This window comes from uncultured Adlercreutzia sp., from assembly GCF_958431955.1.
Classification (GTDB): domain Bacteria; phylum Actinomycetota; class Coriobacteriia; order Coriobacteriales; family Eggerthellaceae; genus Adlercreutzia.
In genome coordinates, this window is record NZ_CAUASN010000004.1 from 74393 (window position 1) to 89936 (window position 15544).

The 15544-nt window shown below is 63.3% G+C and carries 13 protein-coding genes; 5 read left to right on the top strand and 8 right to left on the bottom strand.

What is annotated here, in order from left to right; translation table 11 throughout:
• Positions 1–4 precede the first annotated feature (4 nt).
• From Q5064_RS02465 to Q5064_RS02475, 3 genes are read left to right on the top strand one after another with little or no spacing between them, the layout of a single operon-like run.
• The gene (locus tag Q5064_RS02465; protein ID WP_302961986.1) at positions 5–919 is read left to right on the top strand and encodes a transporter substrate-binding domain-containing protein; all 915 of its coding nucleotides are present in this window, start codon (positions 5–7) and stop codon (positions 917–919) included.
• Positions 920–928: 9 nt separating this feature from the next.
• The gene (locus tag Q5064_RS02470) at positions 929–1726 is read left to right on the top strand and encodes an amino acid ABC transporter permease (protein ID WP_302961988.1); all 798 of its coding nucleotides are present in this window, start codon (positions 929–931) and stop codon (positions 1724–1726) included.
• Positions 1716–2531 (top strand): amino acid ABC transporter ATP-binding protein, encoded by an 816-nt coding sequence (locus Q5064_RS02475; RefSeq protein WP_302961990.1) that lies wholly within the window; start codon positions 1716–1718, stop codon positions 2529–2531. The genes Q5064_RS02470 and Q5064_RS02475 overlap by 11 nt, the downstream gene beginning before the upstream one ends.
• Positions 2532–2613: 82 nt before the next feature.
• Here the strand turns inward: Q5064_RS02475 and Q5064_RS02480 are convergent, their stop codons facing one another.
• Positions 2614–4065 (bottom strand): helix-turn-helix transcriptional regulator, encoded by a 1452-nt coding sequence (locus Q5064_RS02480; protein ID WP_302961991.1) that lies wholly within the window; start codon positions 4063–4065, stop codon positions 2614–2616.
• Positions 4066–4248: 183 nt separating this feature from the next.
• Between Q5064_RS02480 and Q5064_RS02485 the strand changes: the two genes are divergently transcribed.
• Entirely contained in the window at positions 4249–5892 is a 1644-nt protein-coding gene (locus Q5064_RS02485) for an FAD-dependent oxidoreductase (RefSeq protein ID WP_302961993.1), read from the top strand.
• A gap of 360 nt (positions 5893–6252) precedes the next feature.
• On the opposite strand, the gene Q5064_RS02490 is transcribed toward Q5064_RS02485, so the two are convergent.
• Positions 6253–8004 (bottom strand): FAD-dependent oxidoreductase, encoded by a 1752-nt coding sequence (locus tag Q5064_RS02490; protein WP_302961995.1) that lies wholly within the window; start codon positions 8002–8004, stop codon positions 6253–6255.
• Positions 8005–8298: 294 nt separating this feature from the next.
• Here Q5064_RS02490 and Q5064_RS02495 point away from each other — a divergent pair, with 294 nt between their 5' ends.
• A complete protein-coding gene (locus Q5064_RS02495; RefSeq protein ID WP_302961998.1) occupies positions 8299–9183 on the top strand; it encodes a LysR family transcriptional regulator in 885 nt (294 codons plus the stop codon).
• A 94-nt stretch (positions 9184–9277) separates the two neighbouring features.
• Here the strand turns inward: Q5064_RS02495 and Q5064_RS02500 are convergent, their stop codons facing one another.
• From Q5064_RS02500 to Q5064_RS02525, 6 genes are all read right to left on the bottom strand, one after another.
• Positions 9278–10567 (bottom strand): OFA family MFS transporter, encoded by a 1290-nt coding sequence (locus tag Q5064_RS02500; protein WP_302961999.1) that lies wholly within the window; start codon positions 10565–10567, stop codon positions 9278–9280.
• A gap of 77 nt (positions 10568–10644) precedes the next feature.
• On the bottom strand, positions 10645–11745 hold the full coding sequence (buk, locus tag Q5064_RS02505) for a butyrate kinase (protein WP_302962001.1): 1101 nt from the start codon (positions 11743–11745) through the stop codon (positions 10645–10647).
• Between the two features lies 1 nt (position 11746).
• On the bottom strand, positions 11747–12958 hold the full coding sequence (locus Q5064_RS02510) for a phosphate acyltransferase (RefSeq protein ID WP_368389089.1): 1212 nt from the start codon (positions 12956–12958) through the stop codon (positions 11747–11749).
• Complete coding sequence (locus Q5064_RS02515) at positions 12904–13470, bottom strand: TetR/AcrR family transcriptional regulator (protein ID WP_217968714.1); 567 nt, start codon at positions 13468–13470, stop codon at positions 12904–12906. The genes Q5064_RS02510 and Q5064_RS02515 overlap by 55 nt, the downstream gene beginning before the upstream one ends.
• 53 nt (positions 13471–13523) lie before the next feature.
• Positions 13524–14186, bottom strand: coding sequence for a 4'-phosphopantetheinyl transferase superfamily protein (locus tag Q5064_RS02520; protein ID WP_302962002.1), 663 nt, complete (start codon positions 14184–14186; stop codon positions 13524–13526).
• Positions 14183–15481, bottom strand: a complete 1299-nt coding sequence (locus Q5064_RS02525) for an MFS transporter (RefSeq protein WP_302962003.1) — start codon at positions 15479–15481, stop codon at positions 14183–14185. Before Q5064_RS02525 ends, Q5064_RS02520 begins: the two co-directional genes overlap by 4 nt.
• Between the last annotated feature and the right edge of the window lie 63 nt (positions 15482–15544).

Genomic DNA, 15544 nt, shown 5'->3' on the forward strand with positions numbered 1-15544 from the left:
ACCTATGACCCGCACCATTTCTCTCACTCGTACTGCTTCCGCAACCCGCGGCTCGCGCGCCTGCCGCGCCTTCGTGGCCGTAGCGGCCGCCGCCCTTCTGGCGCTTTCCTGCGTGCTGGCCGGTTGCTCGTCGGGTAGCACGGACGCCGACGGCAGCAGCGCCCCGGCAGCCGACGGCGCCTCAGCCGACCAGGGCTCCACCCTGCGCGTGGCCATGGAGCTGGCCTACCCGCCTTTCGAGACGAAAGACGACGCGGGCAACCCCGAGGGCCTCGCCGTCGACTTCATCCGCGACTTCGGCGCGGCCTACGGCTACGACGTGCAGATCGGGAACACCGCATGGGACGGCCTCATTCCCGCGCTGCAAACGGACAAGGCCGACCTGGTCATCAGCTCCATGACCATCACCGACGAGCGCAAGCAGTCGGTGGACTTCTCGGACGCCTACGCCATGGCCCAGCTGGCCATTCTGGCGAACGTGAACTCCGGCGTGGCCTCCATCGAGGATTTGAACCAGCCGGGCAAGAAGGTGGCCGTGAAGACCGGGTCGACCGGCGACGTGTACGCCACGAAGAACCTCACGAACGCCGAGATCGTGCGGCTGGCCGACGAGAGCGCGTGCGTGACCGAAGTGGTGCAGGGCAAGGCCGACGGCTTCCTGTACGACCAGCTGACCATCTACCGCAACCACCAGGCGAACCCCGACACCACCGAGGCGGTGTTCATCCCCTTCCAGGATGCCGAGGAGTGGGGCATCGCCGTGAAGAAGGGCAACACCGCGCTGCTCGACCAGCTGAACGCCTTCATCGCCCAGTCGAAGGCCGACGGCGAGTTCGACCGTCTGACCGAGAAGTACCTCGCCGACGAGAAGAAGGCCTTCGACGAGTACGGCTTCAAGTGGTTCTTCGACTTCGAGTAAGCTAGCCCCATGAACCGCATGCCCGCCATCTTCCGTCCCTTCACCGCCCGCGCCGGCGCGCCCGTGCGTCCGGCGAAGGCCGCGCTGAACTACCTGGCCGTGTGCGTGGTCGTGGTGGCCGTGGTGTGGGCCTCACTCGCGGCGGCGGGCATTGCGCTGAACTTCGACTTCATCGCCCAGTACCGTGTGCGTATTTGGGACGGCTTCTGCATGACCGTGGGCATCTCGGCGGCGTCGCTGGTCATAAGCCTCGTCATCGGGATTGCGGTGGCCGCCGGGCAAGGCGCGGGCGTGCTGCCCGTGCGCTACCTGTGCGACCTGTACGTGAAGATCATCCGGGGCACGCCGCTCATCGTGCAGGTGTACTTCTTCTACTACATCATCGGCACGGCCTGGGGCGTGGACAATCGCGTGCTGGCGGGCATCATCATCCTGTCGCTGTTCTCGGGCGCCTATATCGCGGAAATCCTGCGCGGCAGCCTGCTGTCGCTCGATGCCGGCCAGCTGGAAGCGGCCCGCGCCGTGGGCTTCACCCGCGCACAGACCCTGCGCTACGTGGTGGCGCCCCAGCTGGTGGCGCGCACGCTGCCGGCGCTGACGGGCCAGGTGGCATCCATCATCAAGGACTCGTCGCTTCTGTCGGTCATCGCCGTCATCGAGCTGACCCAGACCATCCGCGAGATCACGGCCACGAACTACAACTTCTTCGGGGGCTTTCTGCTGCTGGGAGCGCTGTACCTGGTGCTCACGCTGCCCATCATGGCCGTGAGCCGCCACTTCGAGAAGAGGCTCGACTATGAGCACTAGACCAGAAACCGAGCGGGGAAGGGCCGCGGACGGTCGCGGCGTCGGAGAGCACGACGAGGCGGCGGCGCCCCTGCGGCTGACGCTGGCGAACCTGGGCAAGTCCTTCGACGGCACCGAGGTGCTGCACGATATCAGCTTCGACGAGGACGTGCGGGCGCTGGCCATCATCGGGCCGTCGGGCGGCGGCAAGTCCACCTTGCTGCGCATCATCGGCGGCTTGGAGGCGCCCACCTGCGGCACCGTCTCTGTGGACGGCCGGCCCATCGGCACCGACGAGAAGAGCCTGCGCTCCTACCGCGCCACCTTGGGATTCGTCTTCCAGGACAGCGGGCTGTTTCACCACATGAGCGCGCTGGAGAACGTGGCGCTGCCCCTGCGCGTGGTGCACGAGGAGGCCCCGGCGTCGGCCGAGGAACGCGCCCGCGAGCTGCTCGAGCGCCTGGGACTCGCCGAGGCCGGCGGCAGGCGGCCCGCGCAGCTGTCAGGTGGCCAGAAGCAGCGCGTCGCCATCGCCCGAGCCCTGGCTGCGCGACCCCGCCTGCTTCTGCTGGACGAGCCTACGAGCGCGCTCGATCCCGAGTTCACCACCGAGGTGCTCGACGTGGTGCGCGATCTGGCCGAGGAAGGCACGCGCTTCATCATCGTCACCCACGAGATGGGCTTCGCCCGCCGTGCCTGCGACCACGTGGCCTTCCTCTGCAACGGCCGCCTCGCGGAATACGGCCCGAGCGAGCGCGTCTTCGAGCACCCCGAAACCCCCGAGTTGCAACGCTTCCTCAGCCGCCTGCTGGAATGGAGCTGGTAGGGAAAGACCTCTTCGCGAAAGATACAAAAATTGCTGTCGCTAATTACATTATACTTAATATAATTCGCTACAATTCTCCGAATTAGTCCTGAAACAGGGCGATAACGTCAGCCTTGGTGGCCACGCCGAGCTTCGCGTACAGATGGCGCGCGTGGGTCTTCACCGTGTTCTCGGACAGGAACAACTCCTGCTCTATCTCGCGACGCGTCTTGCCCTGGGCTATAAGCGCCATGACCTCAGCCTCCCGCGCCGTCAGATCGTGTTCGGCCGCCATGCGGTCGCAACGTTCCATGAACCTTTCGCGAGAGCTGACTACCTGCTGGTTCGTCTCCACCGCCACACCAGCAGCGCCCCAGTCGCCGTTGACGGATTTCTCGCTCTTCCACACTAGCACGCAGCAGAGCACGAGCACGATGCCCACCAGGGAAAACACCACTGGAAACGCCGGATTCGCCAAATAATCGCTCAGGTGGAGAAACCGACGCAAGGCAACTCCCGCCAATATACCGAACTCGCTCGCGGCACGGGCGAGCGCGAATATACGCAAGGTGGGAACCTCGAACCGGTAGCAGATGCTCGCAAGCAGAATAAGCACGAAGAACGTGAACCACACGTAGGCGAGCTTCAGCAGAAACGCGGCTGCATACCCCAGCCCCACTCCTCCAAGCGGAATAAGCAGCAGCGCCAGCACCGCGAGCGGCAGCGCAACCTTCGCGAGAAAGCGCACATCCATGCGATCGCGCCGCACGATGGACATGACCAATATGACCGCTCCGGCAAGTGCCGTGGCCAGCACGCGGAACATCGCCCCCACACCTTCGACGTTCTCCATCGCCAGGGCAGACACGCCCGATAAGAAACCGGCGATGGCCATAATGAGAATGAGCTTACCCGGCACCGGATAGCGGGTGCCGGAAGCACGCCGAGGCTCGCGGGGCGCCAGCTGTGCACTCGCCAGGACACATCCGAGCGACAGAAGCGGCAACAAGCTCGTGGCCGCCACTGCATAGGGCGGCTTCATGGTGCATACGAGGAAGGCGAATAGAGCGGCAACAACGCAGGAGCAGGCCCCGTACACAACGGTGCGCGTCGGCCCGAGCTGCGCATACACCTCGGCCCACAGGCAGAACAGCACTGCACCGCCCGGAGCAGCCAGAACGGCCACGGCCCACAGCCACGCCGGTGCTGCGGCCAAAGGGAGCAGCACCCACCCTACGATAAGCGTTGCCGCCGCACTGAACGCCACCGCCACCGAGCCGAGCACCGGGCGCCGCACGAGGCTCCCCAAACGCGGCGCCACCAGGGCCAAGACGAGGAACGAGGCGATGTCGAAGACGCGCATAGCCGTATCGTAGGCGTTGCGGGGCTCCATCTCGTAACCCGCCCCCGGAAAGACCGCCACGATATGGGTGCAGCACAGCCATGCGATGAAAAGGCCCATGCCGAGAAAGCGCAGGGGCACGAGCGGCACGAAGCCATCACTTTCCTCAGCCTGCCTCGGCACAAGCGATTGCAAGGCATTTCCCTCTCCCATTGCGCCCTCCCTTCGTTTGCGCTCATTGTACCAGGTGAAACCCAGGGGTGAGGCGAGGGGTGAGCAGACAATCACCCAGAGATACGGGCAACTTCACCCGCGACAAGTTCCGCGGCGGCGTCCATGATGGGCTCAGCCGCCCGAAGGCGGCGACCCGTTCAACTCTTGGAGGGAGAGATCACCATGAGCACCACTACGTTTTCCCGTCGCAGCTTTCTGACCCTCGGCGGCATCGCCGCCCTCGGCAGCGCCGCCGCCCTGGCCGGCTGCGCGCCGAAGACCCCTGCCGCCGACCTCGCCGAGACGGGCGAAGAGCCCGCTGGCTCGGCCATGCAGGCCGCCGATGAGACGAAAGAGTGCGATATCGCCATCGTCGGTGCCGGCGGAGCGGGCATGTGGGCGGCCGTGGAGGCCGTACGCGCCGGCAAGTCGGTCGTCGTCATCGAGAAGGGCGTCGATGTAGGCGTCTCCAACGGCTCCATCGCCGGCGGCCCCTTCATGGTCGGCTCCAAGCTGCAGCAGGAGGCCGGCATCACCTTCACCGTGGAGGAAGCCTTCAACCACATCATGGAATATTCCCACTGGTCCACGAACGCCGCGGCCGTGAAGCGCGCCGTGGAGCTGTCGGGCAGCACCGTCGACCAGTTCACGGACGATTTTGGCGTTGCCACCGGTCTGCGCCCCGACAACTACGGCGCCGGGTACGACTCGGTGCGCTGCAACTTCCAGTCCGATCCGAAGGACTCCAAGACCCAAGCCAAGGGTGTCGACCGCATGGGGCCCTTGCAGAGCTTCGTTGAGGCCAACGGCGGCGAATTCATCTTCAACACCGCTGGAAAGCGTCTCATCATGGAAGACGGCGCCTGCGTGGGTATCCAGTGCGAAGGCGACGGCGTCATCGACGTGAAGGCAAAGGCCGTTATCGTGGCTACGGGCGGCTTTCTCGGCAACGTGGATATGATGACCGAGCGCTTCGGCACCTTCGTGAACCCTCTCGGCAGCATCTTGTCGGTGGGCGAGGGTATTGAGATGGTGCAGGAAGTCGGCGGCCAGGTGTCCACCCAGTGGGGCATCGCCGGCAACGAGTTCTCCGGCTCGAACCAGAACGCCGACGGCCTGTGGGGCAAGGGCAACGCCGCCTTCTCCATCGGCATCTACGGCACCCTGCTCGTGAACAACCAGGGGCGCCGCTTCAGCAACGAGGGCAAGTTCGCGAACCTGCCCTTGGCCTTGGGCGGGGCCATCTCGCTGGTCGGCGGCCAGTACTACGCCGTGGTCGACCAGGCTTACGTTGACGGCCTGGCCGGCGGTACCGACCCGTGGACGCTGTGCGGCGCCGACGAGGTGAACTGGCGCACCGGCATGATGACCCTGAAGGACAAGCCCCTTGAGGACGTGCAGGCGAACATCGACGCCGGCGTGGATGCGGGTTGGATCTTCAAGGCCGATACGGTGCAGGCGCTGGCCGAGGCCATTGGCGCTCCCGATCTGGTGGCTACCCTCGATGAGTACAACAGCTACTGCGCCGCCGGCGTAGACGAGCAGTTCTACAAGCCGGCCTGCTTCCTGCAGCCGGTGGAGACGGGTCCCTTCTACGCCATGCAGTACGAGCCGAGCGCCTGGGTGACCATTGGCGGCATCCGCACGAACGACCGCCTGCAGGCCATCGACGCGACGGGTCTCGCCATCCCGGGCCTGTACGTGGCCGGCGCCGATAACGGCACGCTCATGAGCGCTCCCTATTGCGACTACGAGGGCTTCTCCCTCATGTGCGCCTACAGCGGCGGCCGCATGGCCGGCATGTACGCCGCCGAGGCCGTAGCCTAAGCAGCGCCTGCGTCCAAACGCAAAGGCGGCTCCGATCTGCATCTTCCTGCGAATCTTCCCTCCCCGATTCGCAGCCCTCCCTTAGCAAGGCCGCCTCCTTCCGGAGGCGGCCTTTCGCGTTTCTTGCCCCTTGCCCCATTACGCGGTCAACGAAAGAAGCGCGTTGCGGGTCATAGATGCTTAAACGGGGAGGCGCCATCCTCTCGACTTTCCCCTGCAAAACGCAGGCGCCCCGAGGGACGCCTGCGTTAAGGGAGGGTGTGGTTTCGCGCTCGTGCGGGTCGACGGCCAGACGATCGGCAATTGCTTGTACCGGTCGACGCACCCGCGCTCGGCTACCCCCTCAGCGCTCGGCCGCTGCTACTCGAAGTCGCCGGCGGCCAGGCGGTGGCCCAGCGTGTAGCCGAAGGTGAGGCAGTTGATGCCGTAGCTGTTGCCGGGGATGGCGAAGTTGTACTGGTTAGCGTACATGTCGCCCACCATGCAGCCGACATTGAACAGACCCGGGATGGGCTCATCGTTCTCGTCGCACACCTCCATGTCGACGCTCGTGCGCAGGCCGCCCATGATGGTCATGAACGTGCAGGTGTTCTTCGCGGCGTAGTAGGGGCCCGTCTCCTCGATCTCGATGAGATAGGTGGGATCCTTGTAGAAGTCGGTGTCCTCCCCGGCGGCCACCAGCTCGTTGTAGTGCGCCACGACTTCCTTCAGCTTCGCGGCGTCCAAATCCAGCTGCGCGGCCAGATCGTCCAGCGTGTCGGCCTTGTAGTAGGAGCCGTCTTCCGCGCCGGCGTCCCAAATGGCGATCATTTCCTCGGCGGTCTTCGGCGGCAGGGTGTAGTCGGAACCGAACAGGAACCACTCCTGGCCGCGGTCGATGATGGCCTGCGGGTAGTTCTTCGTCCAAATGCCGTAGGCGATGTTGTCCGGCTGGGACAGCAGATAGCGGGCGGAATAGGGCGCGGAAATGTCCTCGCGCTGGTAGCGCTCGGTGCGCGTGTTCACGTTCAGGCCCCAGTGGAAGCCGAGCGGCTCATGGCCGCCGCCCCAGCCGCCCTGGTACATGGGGGCCGCCGGTGCATGCTGCCAGGCCGCACCGATCCACAGGCCCATCTTCTGGCCGTCGCCGCCGTAGATGCCGCCCATCTGGAACGAGGTGTTGTAGTCGGTTTCCACCTGATCGTAGCCCACATACTCCAGCGCCTCGGGGCAGTAGCAGGCGAGCATCTCCTTATCGAGCGAATAGTCGCCCGTAGCCAGTACGATGTACTTGCCGTTGAACTGCACGTAGCCCTCGCCCGAGCCGTTGATCTTGCTGGCCACCACGCCGGTCACACGACCGCCGTCCTCGCGGATAAGCTGCTCGGCCTTCATGTCGTAGACCAGCTCCACCCCGTATTCCTGGGCCTTCTTCTCGAGCGCCTCAACAGCACCCTGCTGACCGGTGGACACCATGGCCGCGTCTCCCAAGGTGGAGAAGGCGTGCGCGTAGTGGGGCCCGAGGTCGAAATTGTTGTCGCGCTCCAAGATGACCTGCAGACCCGCCTCGCTGGCAATGTCGATCATCCAGTTCATGGCCTCTTCCGACTCGTTGTAGCCGCGCATCCACTTGGCCTGATCGATGGCGTAGGAAGCCGCACGCATCTCGTGGTAGTAGAACGGAGACGGGTTGAAGGGCTCCACCTTCAGCTCCTCCATCACCTTGGAATTGCGGGCGTAGTTGGAACCGCCGCGGCTGATAGGGCCGCTGGACGCGGAGAACAGCGTCACCTTCCCGCCCTTCTCGGCGGCGGCCACCGCCGTGGTGAGGCCCGACATACCGGCGCCTACGACGATGATATCGTTCTCCTTCACCTCGGTGATCTGATCCTCGGGAATGGGATCGGGCGCCACCATGAACGACCACTTCGGCAGCTCGTCACCGAGCTTCAGCACCACATCGTTGGTGCTGACGGCACCTTCGCCGCCAGCCGCAGCGCCCGAGGCGGCATCAGCACCGGCGGCCTTGTCGCCCGCAGGCGCGCAACCGGCAAGCCCGGCCGCGGCAGCGCCGGCGGCGCCGACAGCGCCCAGCTTGAAGAAGTCGCGACGGGAGAAATTGCTCTGGGTCATAGTTCCCTCCAATGACTCTGGCCTCGCACGGCAGCTCCGACAGTCGCAGCCCCGCATCCGAGAACCGTGGATTCAGCCGCCCCCTCGGCGGCCCTTTCCGCTCGTCCGGCTTCTCGCATAGCGACGCCGAAACGAACAATGCCGATCTTAGCCATGGGCCGCTTCCTGACAAAGCACCTTCCGATTGCCTTCCCGCAACCGTTTTTTGCTTGCCTTGAGCCGCGCGGTTGCGGTAATAAGAAAGGAGGCCGGAACATCGTCGGCCCGATGCCACAGCCACAGGGGAGGGAAGCCGTGGACATTCGCCAGTTGGACTATTTCATTGCCGTTGCGCGCCTGCGCAGTTACACCAAGGCGGCTGATGCGCTGTTCATCACGCGCCAGGCGCTCAGTAAGGCCGTTCATAATTTGGAGCAGGAGCTGGGCGAGGCGCTCATCGCCAACCGCGATGGGGCCCTGGAGGCCACCGAAGCCGGCCGCGCTCTCATGGCCGACGCGCAGCCCGTCGTGGAAGCGTATCGAGCCCTGGAGCGGCGCTATCTCGGCGAGTACGGCCGTGCCGAGCGGGCGCCTTCGCTTGCCGTATCGCTTGTACCCGGCGCGGCGCTCACCCTTCCGAAAGACATCATCGACCGTTTCGCCGAGAGTCATCCCGACCTGCTGCTCTCCGTTGAGAGCTCTCCGACCGACGTGGCCCTCAGCATGGTGAAATCCGGGGAATCGGATATCGGCATCGTAGGGTCGGCCCCGGAATATCTCGGCGAGTTCGACATCTTGCTCCTCGTGGAAACGGGCACCTACGTGCATGTGCCTCTCGAAAACCCGCTCGCGCAGCGTGCGCACCTCACCGTGGCCGACCTCGACGGACAGCCCTTCGTCACCTTCGGCAAGCGCGACCACCTGCACCGCTACTTCATGGACGCTTGCGCTGTCCACGGCATCGTGCCCAATATCGTCATGACCTCGTCGAATATCGACGTGCTCACCAGCAGTGCCGCCCAGAACGAAGCGCTCATGTTCGGCCTGCCTCCGAACGAGAACATCGAGCCCATTCCCGACTACCCCCTCGTTCCCGTCACCTTGCGAGACGACGCCCATTTCGGCACCTACGCCGTGAAGCGCAAGGGCGACCCGCTCTCGCCGGCCGCCCTTGCATTCTGGGAATATCTAGAAGGATAGAGCCCGCGTTCGGAACCTTCTCGGAAACTCGCGCTCGGAGCTTTCCGAGAATTCGGGGCCCCGCACACCTGCGCCCGAGGCTACTCCAGGCCCGTCAATCAAGCCTCTGGAAGAGGCCCGTCAGCGCGACGCCGGCAACAGCAAGAGCGGCGGCAAAAGCGAATGCGGGGACATACGAGCCAAAGGCTCCATGGAGCCCAGCCATAACCATGGGACCCAAAACACCCGCCAGGGCAAACCCGATGAACATAATGCCGTAGTTCACGCTGTTGTTTTTCGCGCCGAACTGCTGCGCTGTGAAACCAGGGTAGATGCCCATAACCGATCCGAAGCAGAATCCGACAACGAGCAGTCCCGCCAGGAACAAGCCCGGGGTCGTCGGATCCGAAAGCCCCACGGCAGCCATAGCCAGCGCCAACAGCGCAAACACGAGACGCAAGGTGCGCACGGATCCCAAGCGATCAGACACGAACCCGGCGACAATACGTCCCGCCGTGTTTGCCAAAGCCAACAGAGACACCGCCAGAGCGGCAGCCCCGGCGTCCATGCCGCCTATCGCTTGAGCCAACCCCGAGGCCTGCGAGGTTACCATCAAGCCGGAAAACGCCCCGCAGCAGAGCATGGCCATCATTACGTAGAAGGCCGGACTTACCAGCATTCCACGCCAATCGAAGTCCCTCGGCCCCATCGAAGAGCAATTACCAGCTGGCCCCGCAACAACGGGCGCGACCCAACCGCGGGGAGCATAGCCCTCCGGGCACCGCTTGATCGCCAACGAAGACACCGTGATGATCAGGAGCATCGCCCCGCCGAGCAGCTGGAAAGCAGCAACGACATCGAAGGAAGCGATGAGGGCATTCGCCACAAGCGGTACCAGCACCGAGCTGATACCATAAGCTGCCGTAACGATGCCTCCCACCAGCCCCTTCTTGTCGGGAAAGAACTTCACCGCATTTGATACCACCGCGCCGTAGACAAGCCCCATCCCCAGGCCGCAGCCCAGTCCGTAGGTGACCACGAGCATTCCAACACTGCTGGAGAACCCCGCGCCGATCATACCCGCGCCGAAAAGCACGCCTCCGACGAGGATAACCCAGCGCGGCCCCAGCCGATCGTTTACCACGCCACCGGAAATCATAGTGACGGGCCCCACGGCATTCGCCACGGAGAACACGACCGCAAGGCTTCCCACATCAAACCCATTTAAGGCGTTCAAGTGCGCCGCCATGGGCGACGCGAACACGCTCCATGCGTACAGCGATCCAATGCACAGATTGACCAGGCACGAGGCCACGAGCACTATCCAGCGAACGCGATCTAACGAGTGGGCCCTTCTCGATTCCGCCAGTCGAGGAATCGCCAACACCCCTTGCATTTCCGCCATCGAAACCAATCCTCTCACGAAAGGGCGGCCTCCGGAAAGGGCCGCCCTGCCCTGCTTTTCCCCGTCTTGTCTCGACCCTAGTCGATCCAGCACGTCGGCGGATTCCAGACCGGGTCACCCGTATAGCGCTTGGGCTCCTCGGCCCCCGACAGCACACGCTGTGCGCCGGCCGCCATCGCCTCCATCTCGAACTCGCCGGGATAAGCGGTTACCGGGGCGATCCATGCGCAGGTATCGCGCAGGCGCTGCACCAAGTCCTCGGAGTGGGCCATGCCGCCGCCGAGCAAGATCCCGTCCACCTGCCCCTCGAGCACGACAGCCATGGAGCCGATAGCTTTTCCGATCTGATAGATCATGGCATCCCAAGCGAGGCGGCACGCCTCGTCACCAGCTGCCGCCCGCTCGGTAAGCTCGATGGCATCCGAAGTGCCTGTCAGGCTGACGAACCCTCCCGTCTTGTGGCAGAGCGACAGCACCTCGCCCAGATCTCGGCCTTCGGCATAACGAACGACGTCGGCCACGGGCACCGACCCGCAGCGCGTTGGCGCCATAGGCCCCTCTCCCCCGACGATATCGAAGCCGTCGATCATCTTGCCCTCGCGATGGGCCGAAACCGACACGCCACCTCCGATGTGGCATACGACGAACCGACAGTCCTCATAGCTCTTTCCCAGGGTTGCCGCATGACGAATGGCCGTCTCCTTCAGGTTCAGCGCGTGCAGATGCACTGTCCGGTACACCCCGCGTATCCCCGTTATCCGGGCAACTTCCTGCAACTCGTCCACATCGGGCGGATTCACGACGAAGGCGCGGGCGACGACCTCACGAGCGAACTCGTCCGCAAGAAGGCTGCCCAACTGAGCCGGATGGGCCACCCCGTTGGCACCCGTTCGCGCATCTTCGAGAAGCTTGGCGTCAATCTCATACGTGCCGCCCTCCATGGCAATGAGGCCGCCCCCGCGACCGACGACGGCATCAAGACCACTCAGGTCGGCGTTCTCCTCAGCCAAGAGGGCTTCGATGGTCTGCTTGCGATAGGGAAGCTGCGCGGAAATGGTGTCGAACGCGGCAAGCTGGGCAGCATCGTGCGCCACATTGCGCGACAGCAAGCATGCGTCGTCTTCGAAAAGCGCGATCTTGGTCGACGTCGAACCGGGATTGATGGCAAGAACCTTCATGCTACTTCCCCTCCCCGGCGCTGGCTGCGCGGACAACGAGCATGGCCACGTTTCCGAGCATCTCTTCCAAAGGCGCGCTTCGCGAGAAATCGCATACCGGCGCCGCGAAACCTTGGAGCACAGGACCGTAGGCATTTGCGCGGCCGAAGATCTGCACGAGCTTCACGCCGATGTTGCCCGCATGCAGATTGGGGAACACCAGCACGTTAGCACGGCCGGCGACAGCGCTCTCGCGCGGAACCTTACGCTCGGCCGCCTGCGGCAGAATGGCCGCATCCAACTGAAACTCCCCGTCGCAGGCGATGTCCGGACGCCTCTCGTGAACGAGCTGCACCGCCTCGCGCACCACATCGATGCTCTCGTGCTCGGCGCTTCCACACGTGGAAAACGCCAGCATTGCCACACGCGGCTCCCAACCCAGAAGCGTGCTCGCCGTATCGGCCGAGGCGATAGCGATCCCGGCAAGCTCCTCCGCGTCAGGCTGGGCCGTGATGGCGCAATCGGCCAGGGCGAGCATCGATCCCTCGGGCCCGTCAAACCCCGGAATATCCGCGATGCCCAAGCTCGACGGGCTCTCAACGCCAGGGGCCAGGCCAACGATCTGCATTGCCGCGGCCACAACTTCCCCTGTTGAAAGCTCCTTTCCTGCCGCTACCCCATCGACTACGCCGGCCTTCACCAGCAGCATTGCGCAGAGCAGCGGATCGGCTATGCGCCGAGCGAGCGCCTTGGGGCTCAGATCGCTGTAGCGAGCAAGGTATTGCTCGGCGAACGCCGCCGTGCAGGACTCGTCAGCCGTATCGAAATAATCAAACCCCTCATCATTAATTCCAGCGCCTGCTATCTCCTGCAGCACCCCCTCTTTCGGCCCCACAAGCACCGGCGTGGCCACGCCTCGGGAAACCATGGCCTCGGCAAGTTTCAGCACCGCCCCACTCGTTGCCTCGGGCAACGCGATGCGCCGAGGAGTCTCGGTCGCCCTCCGAATCATGCATTCCATAAAACTCGACATAAGCAAAGCCTTTCTCTCGAAAAAGCAGCACACTACTCGTGCTGTTTCGAGCATAGGCCTCGCCACCCTCTTGGCCGAGAGCAAGAGGCTACGGCTTGTCGCAAGGGCCGTAACACTTCTCGCGAAAATGTTACGCCCGACTGCGACTAACGCGATGCGGCCATTAACTTTCCAAGCGCCTGCGTAACCGCCATCTGGCATTCATAGGCCTCTTCAGGCGTGATTTCCGGATGCTCGGCCAGCCAATAATTGATGCAGCGAAAGAGCCCTGCGAGCATAAACTCGATAAGAACTTCCTCGTCGCGCTTGCCCAGCCCCAGGGAGACCACCTCCTCCTGAAGCCTCTCGCGAATGACCGCAACTGCCTTATGGGCAAACGACGGGTCGCCGTGTATCCCGGTGACCACTCGGATAAAGGGGCCGTATTCGTAGAGAATCTGAGCCCGAATTAGATCGCTTGCCCCCGGCGCACGCATGCCGCCCAAGGGCTGCGTCCGACGATCGACCTCTTGAGTCCGTCGAATAGAAGCGAGAAGGTCATCTCCCATCTCCTTCACAACGGCATCAACGGAGGTGTAGTACCGATAAAACGTGGTCCGGGAAAGATTCGATCTCTTGCATACTGCCGTCACGGTGATTTCAGGGACGTCAGTTGTTTCCATAAGCTCAACAACCGTCGTGCGGATGAGCGTTTTTGCCGACGACTTGTCCATATCGTGCCCCTTCTCTTGTCTAAACAGAAGCTATTTCCCCTCGTGTCATCGTACTATCGCACGGCACTTACCGCACGCGAGATTTCCTCCCGATTCACAAAACGCAGCTCCAAGCTCAGAGGCATCGCGCATGCGCACGTCACCAGACATCCCTCTATCGCTCTTGCACGGTAATGCCAACGGGCAAGATCGCCCATGGTAGCACCCTGCGCCTTGGCAAACCCCCGCCCCTCAGCTTTGAGTGCAGCCTCCGTTGCCGTCCAGGCCAGAGTAAAGCGAAAGGCGCGCTCCGCTTCTGTCGATCCCTCCCGTACCCATTGGCATAATGCCTCTGGCGCCGCGCGACCCAATGCAGCCATCCTCACCTCATCTGCCGCGCGAATAGCCTCCACATCAACACCTACAGGAGCCGGCGCGAAGGCAACACAGGCCAACTCGTCGTCATGGGACAAATTCCAGCAGAACGGCTGACCGCTTATGAAGGGCTTTCCGAATTCGGAGCGCTGCACCTTCCCGCCACCGCATTTCTGCGAAACGAGCAGCTTCAGGAGCAACGAGGCCCGGCGCCCGAATCCGCCAGGACACGACGAGGTATCTCCTCTCCGCGCTGCCAAGCTTTCCAGCGCCCGCATCTCCTTATTCTCTCCCGGAAACTCCTCGCGGCGCACCACGAGCACTTCGACCTCGATGGCATTTTCGGCTCCCACCGGCTTCACCTCACCTCGTCAAAGTCGATGCTGTTTTCCGGTCGGTTCTTTGTTTTCGCTAAGAACACGTACACTGCAAGGGCCACGGCCATGAGCACCCCGCCGGCACCGTAGGACACCGTATAGCTCGACGCGCCAGCAATCAGGGCAAAAAAGGCCGGCCCCGCCGCGCCTACTAATTGAATAACGGGGAACATCACCCCGAAAGATGCCGCAAATCGCTCCCGCCCGAACTGCTCGGCGCACACGCTGACAGGCCAATTGTCGGCCGTTCCCACCACGCATCCGATCAGGACGACGCTCAGGTACACCAGAGGCCTGCTGCCGCTCACATTCAAAAGCACGGCGGCAATACCGGCAATGTAGGTGAGCACCACGCCGGTATCGGCACCAAGCCGATCTCCGAGAATGCCGAAGACCACACTGCCCAGGCAGCCGAACAGCGAAGCGACGAGCATGACCAAGAGCGCCTCGTCCATGGCAAAGCCGAGGTCGAGCAGACGCGGCACCATCTGAACCATAAGGCCACCGGCGAAAATGAGCTGCACGCCCATTACGAGAGAGCAGAGAAGAAAGCGCGGGTTACGCAGAAGAAGACGTGCCATTTCGCTTTGGGAAATACCCTCGGCAGTTTTCTCTTCTTCCACCGTCACAGGAGCGCACCCCATCACCTCGCACGCATCCAGCCGCTCCATGGTATCGGGCGCAAGCCCCCTCTCCTCCGGTCGATCGGAGATGCCAAATCCCAAAAATAAAAGCGCCACTCCACCCAAAAGAGCGAACGGCACCGTGGCCAAATGCACGCCCCAGTGTTCGCAGGCCCAATGGTATATCATCGGATTCACGGATCCCAACAGCAGTCCCGTGGACACAAAACCCTGAACGCGACCTTTTTTCTCGGGAAACCAATTCGTGATGAGAATGGGAACGGTGTTGTAGCCCCACGCCGACGAGGCTGCGCTCACGAGCACCATCGACACGATGAACATGCTCATGGAGGGCGCGACCCCCATGGCCAAAAGGCCGATCATGTAAATGCCGCCCCAGAGAAAGCAAAGCGGGCGCGGCGACCGGTGAGCGCTCACACGACCGGCCACGAAGCCGCCCACCACGTTGAGCAGCGCCGCCACGCTCATACTGGATATGAGAACGGTGCTGTCCCAACCGAACGCCCCATGCAAAACATCGGGGGCGACATTCATAATGCCCGAAACAGTTCCCGTTAGAAAGTAACACAGGAGCGCATAGAACAACAGCGGCCATGCGCGGAGATAGTGGGTCGTGCCTTTCCCCTTTAATGCCATGACACACCTCTCACTCAATAGGGGTGGGCCGGACACGCTGTTGCCCGGCCCTGCAAGTGTAAC

What these genes read in the sequence shown, in the direction of transcription:
- Q5064_RS02465 (WP_302961986.1), top strand. Translation starts at nt 5, where the DNA reads ATGACCCGCACCATTTCTCTCACTCGTACTGCTTCCGCAACCCGCGGC.
- Q5064_RS02470 (WP_302961988.1), top strand. Translation starts at nt 929, where the DNA reads ATGAACCGCATGCCCGCCATCTTCCGTCCCTTCACCGCCCGCGCCGGC.
- Q5064_RS02475 (WP_302961990.1), top strand. Translation starts at nt 1,716, where the DNA reads ATGAGCACTAGACCAGAAACCGAGCGGGGAAGGGCCGCGGACGGTCGC.
- Q5064_RS02480 (WP_302961991.1), bottom strand. Translation starts at nt 4,065, where the DNA reads ATGGGAGAGGGAAATGCCTTGCAATCGCTTGTGCCGAGGCAGGCTGAG.
- Q5064_RS02485 (WP_302961993.1), top strand. Translation starts at nt 4,249, where the DNA reads ATGAGCACCACTACGTTTTCCCGTCGCAGCTTTCTGACCCTCGGCGGC.
- Q5064_RS02490 (WP_302961995.1), bottom strand. Translation starts at nt 8,004, where the DNA reads ATGACCCAGAGCAATTTCTCCCGTCGCGACTTCTTCAAGCTGGGCGCT.
- Q5064_RS02500 (WP_302961999.1), bottom strand. Translation starts at nt 10,567, where the DNA reads ATGGCGGAAATGCAAGGGGTGTTGGCGATTCCTCGACTGGCGGAATCG.
- buk (WP_302962001.1), bottom strand. Translation starts at nt 11,745, where the DNA reads ATGAAGGTTCTTGCCATCAATCCCGGTTCGACGTCGACCAAGATCGCG.
- Q5064_RS02510 (WP_368389089.1), bottom strand. Translation starts at nt 12,958, where the DNA reads ATGCCAGATGGCGGTTACGCAGGCGCTTGGAAAGTTAATGGCCGCATC.
- Q5064_RS02515 (WP_217968714.1), bottom strand. Translation starts at nt 13,470, where the DNA reads ATGGACAAGTCGTCGGCAAAAACGCTCATCCGCACGACGGTTGTTGAG.
- Q5064_RS02525 (WP_302962003.1), bottom strand. Translation starts at nt 15,481, where the DNA reads ATGGCATTAAAGGGGAAAGGCACGACCCACTATCTCCGCGCATGGCCG.